This window comes from Anaerorhabdus sp., assembly GCF_036641015.1.
GTDB lineage: Bacteria > Bacillota_I > Bacilli_A > Erysipelotrichales > Erysipelotrichaceae > Anaerorhabdus.
On sequence record NZ_JAVWFO010000069.1, the window covers coordinates 1 to 6,797 of the forward strand.

The 6,797-nt window shown below is 31.6% G+C and carries 6 protein-coding genes, 1 pseudogene and 1 riboswitch; of the genes and pseudogenes, 6 read left to right on the forward strand and 1 reads right to left on the reverse strand.

Features of this window, described 5'->3' with window-relative positions; all coding sequences use genetic code 11:
- From RR430_RS08510 to RR430_RS08535, 6 genes and pseudogenes are all read left to right on the forward strand, one after another.
- Positions 1 to 938, forward strand: a pseudogene (locus tag RR430_RS08510) (DNA-directed RNA polymerase subunit beta'); the annotation flags it as partial.
- A gap of 62 nt (positions 939 to 1,000) precedes the next feature.
- A riboswitch (Fluoride riboswitch) is annotated at positions 1,001 to 1,073 on the forward strand.
- A 42-nt stretch (positions 1,074 to 1,115) separates the two neighbouring features.
- Positions 1,116 to 2,300: a cation:proton antiporter gene (locus RR430_RS08515; protein WP_332487604.1), complete on the forward strand. Its 1,185-nt coding sequence runs from the start codon at positions 1,116 to 1,118 to the stop codon at positions 2,298 to 2,300.
- A gap of 91 nt (positions 2,301 to 2,391) precedes the next feature.
- Positions 2,392 to 2,967, forward strand: a complete 576-nt coding sequence (locus tag RR430_RS08520) for a hypothetical protein (RefSeq protein ID WP_332487605.1) — start codon at positions 2,392 to 2,394, stop codon at positions 2,965 to 2,967.
- 113 nt (positions 2,968 to 3,080) lie between these two features.
- A complete protein-coding gene (gdhA, locus tag RR430_RS08525; protein WP_332487607.1) occupies positions 3,081 to 4,418 on the forward strand; it encodes an NADP-specific glutamate dehydrogenase in 1,338 nt (445 codons plus the stop codon).
- Positions 4,419 to 4,513: 95 nt separating this feature from the next.
- Positions 4,514 to 4,969: a LytTR family DNA-binding domain-containing protein gene (locus RR430_RS08530; protein ID WP_332487609.1), complete on the forward strand. Its 456-nt coding sequence runs from the start codon at positions 4,514 to 4,516 to the stop codon at positions 4,967 to 4,969.
- Positions 4,956 to 5,399 carry a PigN domain-containing protein gene (locus RR430_RS08535; RefSeq protein ID WP_332487611.1) on the forward strand — a complete coding sequence of 148 codons (444 nt, stop codon included), beginning with the start codon at positions 4,956 to 4,958 and terminating at the stop codon, positions 5,397 to 5,399. The genes RR430_RS08530 and RR430_RS08535 overlap by 14 nt, the downstream gene beginning before the upstream one ends.
- A 37-nt stretch (positions 5,400 to 5,436) precedes the next feature.
- Here RR430_RS08535 and RR430_RS08540 read toward each other — a convergent pair.
- Positions 5,437 to 6,797: hypothetical protein (locus tag RR430_RS08540; RefSeq protein WP_332508930.1), on the reverse strand; the 1,361-nt coding region annotated here is incomplete at its 5' end.

Sequence of the window (6,797 nt, forward strand, 5' to 3'; positions counted from 1 at the left end):
GTACTTTCCATACTGGAGGGGTTGCATCAGGTAATGATGGGGATATCACTCAAGGTTTACCTCGTGTTGAAGAATTATTCGAAGCACGTTGTCCAAAACATGTAGCTGTTCTTGCTAAAATCGATGGTGAAATCACTGAAATCGCTGAACTTGAAGGCGGAACAGGTATGCATATTATCGTTACTAATGAAAAAGAAAGTATCGAACATAAGTGTGACTTAACACAAAATATTCGTTCTTGGATGAAAGTTGGAACTGTTGTTAAAGCAGGGGACAAACTTACTGAAGGACAAGTAAATCCAAAAGAATTACTTGAAGTTGCAGGTGTTCAAGAAGTACAAAAATATATCCTAAAAGAAGTTAAGAAAGTTTATGCTTCTCAAGGTATCGATATTTCCGATAAACATATTGAAGTAATGATTCGCCAAATGTTAAAGAAAGTTGTAATCGTTGATGGTGGAGACACTGGATTAACAACAGGACAAACATTAAGTATTCAACGTATGACTGATATTAATACAGGAGTATTATTAAGTGGCAAACGTCCTGCTAAGTTTGGACCTACTCTACTTGGTATTTCAAAAGCTTCAGTTGAAACTGACTCATTCTTATCAGCAGCATCATTCCAAGAAACTACAAAAGTTCTTACAGAAGCTGCTATTAAAGGTAAGATTGATGGACTACACGGATTAAAAGAAAATGTTATTATTGGTAAATTAATCCCTGCAGGTACAGGATCAGACTTTGAAAGAGAAAGTACTACACGTATTAAAGAAAGAGCTGCTGAGTTACGTTTAGAACGTGAATTAGCAAATGCTGAATACGATGATGAAGATGAACTTCCAAAAGAAGTTACTTCTGTTCAAGATGATTTAGATAGTGAAGACATCGAAGATGTACTAACTGAAGAAATCGTTGAAGAAGCAGTACAAGAATAACATAAGCAGTCTCATCAATTGATGAGACTGTTTTATATTTACAATGACAGAATATATGATAAAATAAAACAGGGAATGATGATCTCCCTTGCATATTGCAAAACCGCTTTTATAGCTGATGACGTCTAGTTCTCTTTTGAACTTGTCATTAGCTTTTTATTTTTTGGAGGATAGACTATGTTAGTTAGTGTGGCGTTAATACTTGTTTTTGGTTTATTATTTTCAAATTTATTCACAAAACTAAAATTACCGGGATTTATTGGAATGATCATTGTGGGAATTATTTTGGGTGGAAGTTTTTTAAATGTCATTGATGATAAGATATTAGCTATATCGTCAGAAATAAGACAAATTGCACTTATCATTATATTGACACGTGCAGGTTTAACACTTAAGCTTGATGATTTAAAAAAAATTGGAAGACCCGCATTTTTTATGAGCTTTTTACCGGCAACATTTGAAATAATTGGTTGTACAATACTGGGACCAATATTATTGGGGGTCACACCACTAGAGGGTATGTTAATTGGGTGTGTATTAGGAGCAGTATCACCAGCAGTAGTGGTACCAAGAATGATTAAATTCACGGAAGAAGGATATGGTCAAAAAAAGAAAGTACCTCAACTTGTATTAACTGGGGCATCATTTGATGATGTTTTTGTAATTGCGCTATTTACTGTTGTATCTACTTTTGTACAATCAGGTACAGTTAATTTAACAAGTGTTATTCAAGTTCCTATCGCAATAGGAAGTGGAATTTTATTAGGAATTGCTTGGGGATATGTGTTTCAACTGTTCTTTAAAAAATTACACATGAGAGATTCTGTTAAGCTATTATTAATACTAGCATTCTCATTCTTCGCAGTAGGATTTGAAAAAGAAATATCAACTGTATTACCATTCTCTGCATTAATTGCGGTAATGAGTATGGCTATATCGATTAATATATTCTATCCAAAACTAGCGAACAGACTATCATCAAAATATAATAAATTATGGGTAGCGGGAGAAGTATTCCTTTTTGTGCTAGTAGGTATTAGTGTCGAAGTAAGTTTTGCAATTAAAGCAGGTATTGGAACAGTAATATTAGTAATTGGTGCATTGATATTTAGAATGGTTGGAGTTTTTGTAAGTTTGATTAAAACAGGATTTACAATAAATGAAAAATTATTCTGTATGATTTCTTATTTACCTAAGGCGACAGTTCAAGCGGCAATAGGTGGTATACCATTAGCAATGGGATTAGCATGTGGAGAAATTGTATTAACAATTGCAGTAATTGCAATTTTGATAAGTGCACCACTTGGCGCAATACTAATTGATAATATTGGTAAACGGTTATTAGTACAAGATACAATTTAAAGCATCACAAATGAAGGTTTTTCTCTTTGGTGTTATTATAAAATTAATCAGTAAACTAACTGATACCTAGTTTTAACCAAGGAGGGAACATATGAAAAAACTAAAAAAGGTTTTAATATTAGGAAGTATCATCATAGCAGCGGGAATACTTGTGGGGTGTACAACAAAAAAAAGTGAAAAACTACCCAGTGAAGACTACTCAGTAACAATTGATGATAAAAAGTATTCAATTCCATTTAAACTAATGGACTTAACTAAAAATCAAGTAACTGTTTATGGAGATCAAGGTGGTATAGACTTATTAGTGCCAGATGAAACATTTTATAATGTAATTGCACAAGCTTTGAATCAAGATTTATTTACCATAGATGTAAAAACAATGAATAATGCAGAAACTAATATGAATGATGCACTTGTTATTGGGTTAGAGTTAAAGAGTTATGACAACAATTTAAGTACTGCATTAATTGGTGGAGATTTAAAATTAAATCAAGCTACAATTGATGATGTTATTAACAAGTATGGAAAAGGTTTTGAAGTTGAAAGCGGGAATCTTGATAAACCAAATGAATATCTAGTTATCGATTACACATCTGGTGGAAAAGATATCGTATTTACATTTGATGAAGGTAAACTTAGAGGTTTCGAAATCGAATTAAATGATTAGATTTAGAATTGCGATTTGAAATATAATCGCATTTTTATTTTCTTAAGCAAGAAAATTCTTGCGTGAATAGACTCATCAGTCTAAAATTAAAACAGATAGTTGGAGGAATAAATATGAAATATATCGATCGAGTATTAAATGAGATGCGAGCTAAAGATACAAATCAGCCAGAGTTTATACAAGCCCTTGAGGAAGTTTTAGGTTCAGCAGAAGTAATCTTTAAGAAACATCCTGAATATGAAAAGATGGCGGTATTAGAACGTTTAGTAGAACCGGAAAGAATTATTCAATTCAAAGTACCTTGGGTTGATGATTCTGGATTTACGCATGTTAATCGTGGCTATAGAGTACAATACAATAGTGCATTGGGTCCATATAAAGGTGGATTACGTTTCCATCCAACTGTTAACTTATCAGTGCTAAAATTCTTAGGATTTGAACAAGTATTTAAAAACGCATTAACTACTTTGCCTATTGGTGGAGGTAAAGGTGGAAGTGATTTCAATCCTAAAGGTAAAAGCGATGCTGAAATAATGCGATTTTGTCAAAGTTTTATGCTGGAACTATACCGCCATATAGGACCAGATATCGATGTGCCAGCTGGTGATATGGGAGTAGGTGGAAGAGAAATTGGATACCTATATGGACAATATCGTAGAATTCGTGGTACAAGTGAACGAGGAGTATTAACTGGCAAAGGTATTGGCTATGGTGGATCACTTGCACGTAAAGAAGCTACCGGGTATGGATTAGTTTATTTCTTATTGGAAATGCTAAAAGAGAATAAAATAGATCCAGTAGGCAAAAAAGCAATCGTATCTGGCAGTGGGAATGTTGCGATTTATGCAGCTGAAAAAGCAATGTCTAATGGTATACATGTAATTGCGATGAGTGATTCTCAAGGTTATATCGTTGATGATGAATTGGATTTAAAAGTTGTTAAGAAAATTAAAGAAGAGTTACGTGGATCTTTAAAGGATTATCCTAAGTTGGCTAAACATGGTCAATATTTTGAAGGATCTGTATATGATGCAAAACTTAAAGTAGAAATAGTTTTACCTTGTGCTACCCAAAATGAAATTGATTTAAAACGCGCTAAGGCAATTGTAGCTGGTGGCTGTATTGCGGTTGCAGAAGGAGCTAATATGCCTGACAACAATGATGCAATTAAATATTATTTAGAAAAAGATATTCTTTTTGCACCAGGTAAAGCATCTAACGCAGGTGGGGTAGCAACATCTGCACTTGAAATGAGTCAAAATAGTTTGAGATACAATTGGACATTTGAAGAGGTAGATGAAAAGTTACAAGGTATTATGGTAGCAATTCATCAACAATGTATTGATGCAATGAAACAATATCGTTTAGGTAAAAAGAATTATGTTGCTGGAGCAAATGTTGCAGGAATGACAAAAGTTATCGACGCAATGATTGCGCAAGGTGATTATTAAGCTGCAACTTATCAACTAAAATTGCAACTTACTGAAAAGTGAGTTGTTTTTTTATCTATAAGAAGTTATTCTTACATTAATGGAAGGGGTAACTTATGAAAGTAAAAGTAATTACTAATCTTGAATTTGAAGATGAAATACTAATTCAATGTAAAAATATAACCCCGGAAATACAGAGGGTTATCGATTTATTAGAAAATCAAAATAAAAAAATAGAATGTAGTGATATAAATAATCAAAAGTTCTATATTAATCCAATCGATGTGTTATATATAGAGAGTATTGATGGCACAACTTATATTTATACAAGTGATAAAATAGGTAAAACTAGATCGTCGCTACAAGAATTAGAAGAAGAGTATTCTACTGCCGATTATTTTAGAGGTGCTAAAAATCTAATTGTAAACATTCAACATATTGATAGTTTGAAGAGTCAACTAAACGGAAGAATTATTGTTACATTAGACAATCAAGAAATGTTAGTCATATCAAGACACTATGCAAGATTATTTAAACAAAAATTAAAAGGAGAACAACATGAAAAAATTTAGAGATTTCTTTCTATGGTCAATGAACATGAAATTATATATGGGTATTTATTTCTCGGCTGTTATTTTCTTAGCAGGATTTATGTATTTTGTACAAGGTAAATATGAAATGACATTTTTGACCATTTTTACAGGAATCATGGCAAGCTTTGTAGTAGCATTGCTTCAAGTAACAATGTTAGATGATCGTTGTGACTATTCAAAAGGTATCCTGTTTACAAAATCTTTATCATGGTTAGTGATTTGTACAATTATATTTGGTGGAACTGCTTATGCATTTAAATGGTTTGAAGGATTACCTGATATTAACTATCTAATCTATATCATAACAATGGCAATTGGATTAATATTTATGTTACTAGGTGAAAAGTATGAACAGGAAGCAAGTACTGAGAAACTAAACGAAGCGTTAAAAAACTATAAAAGAAAATAAAATGCCAATGCACATTAGAGTGCACGGGCATTTTTGTTTATATTTTATAGTAATAAACTATTTGATAGTAATTAGAATCAAGAGCAGGTTTTAATGCGACTTCCCAAGTTGTTAACAAATGTAAATTATCAGATGCGGCATTATACATCTCTTCTTGACTATAAATAGTGTCTGATATAACAATGAAATCTTTATCAGCTAGTTTGTTTGAAACAAGCGTATAGGGGGTTACTTGGACTATAATTTCATCGGGCGAAGAAGAAATTTCTTTATAAATTAAACCATAAGCATTTGTAGAAAAGGCCCCAGAAAGTACTTCACCTACAAATGTTTCCTCATCGTTACTTTGAACAATTCCATTACTGAGTTTCTTAGTTTCTAAAATACTTATTGGTTCTCTATTTAGTAAAGTAGCGAGAAGATGATTCACTCTAGATTGTGTTAATACTACATAATAACCTTCTCCTTTAATGCCTTGATTTATAAAAAGCTCATCTTTTTGATTGTTTATGTTAGCACACCTTCTATTAACACATTGATATTCTGGAAAAATTGACAATAGACCAGCAAGTAATTGCTCGCTAGATGGATTTTCATCCTCAATAAAGAAAAACAGTAGAGAGATCTTAACCGCAGGTGGTAAATCTTTTGTATTTTTCAATTCACCATCATTTACTTTAATAGTTCCAACTTTAGTAATGTAATCAGTTTTTAAAGGTTTTTGACGTTCGTTATCGCTATCCATCCACTCTTGAATACGGTCATCAACAAGCAATATTGCTTGAGAAGGGTGTTGGTAATTTGGATCATTATTGATAATTTGATTAATCAATATGCCTAATGATTTTAGTTTAGATTGTTCCAATAAATATTCATTCAATAATATTTTTGCAGAATCTAGTGTTTTATTATATAAGTCATCTAAAAATTCTATTTTTGTTTTTGTCTTTGTATCATTGATTTGTAAATTTTTTATATCAAACTGTAAATCAAAATTTTGATTATCATTTGTAATCAAACTACCATCAATAACACTGTTTGCATAAGAGTTTGAATTAAAATTTAAAAATAAAGATGCAGATTTTTCTTTGCCATCTTTATTGTATTTGATTACATAGGGATCCGGTGTAAAACTGAAAATAACATTTTCATTTGGTTGTATTCTAATTTTGTATATATAAGTTCCATCTAGATTAATAGAATATAAATTTTCACTGATAGTATATGTTATTTTTGTATTCGTGCTAATAAAGGAATCAAGATACTCCGAATTATTTATTAATTTGTCAATTTCTTCGTTTTGTTTTTCTGTTAATTCAAATCTAGTTTTTGGTGTTGTTGTTACGGTTGTTTCACTTGGTTTAGGTTGAACTGTTGTAGAAGAACAACCAGTAATTA

Excerpts from the sequence above, each read along its gene's own strand:
- RR430_RS08515 (WP_332487604.1), top strand. The coding sequence starts at position 1,116 with ATGTTAGTTAGTGTGGCGTTAATACTTGTTTTTGGTTTATTATTTTCA.
- RR430_RS08520 (WP_332487605.1), top strand. The coding sequence starts at position 2,392 with ATGAAAAAACTAAAAAAGGTTTTAATATTAGGAAGTATCATCATAGCA.
- gdhA (WP_332487607.1), top strand. The coding sequence starts at position 3,081 with ATGAAATATATCGATCGAGTATTAAATGAGATGCGAGCTAAAGATACA.
- RR430_RS08530 (WP_332487609.1), top strand. The coding sequence starts at position 4,514 with ATGAAAGTAAAAGTAATTACTAATCTTGAATTTGAAGATGAAATACTA.
- RR430_RS08535 (WP_332487611.1), top strand. The coding sequence starts at position 4,956 with ATGAAAAAATTTAGAGATTTCTTTCTATGGTCAATGAACATGAAATTA.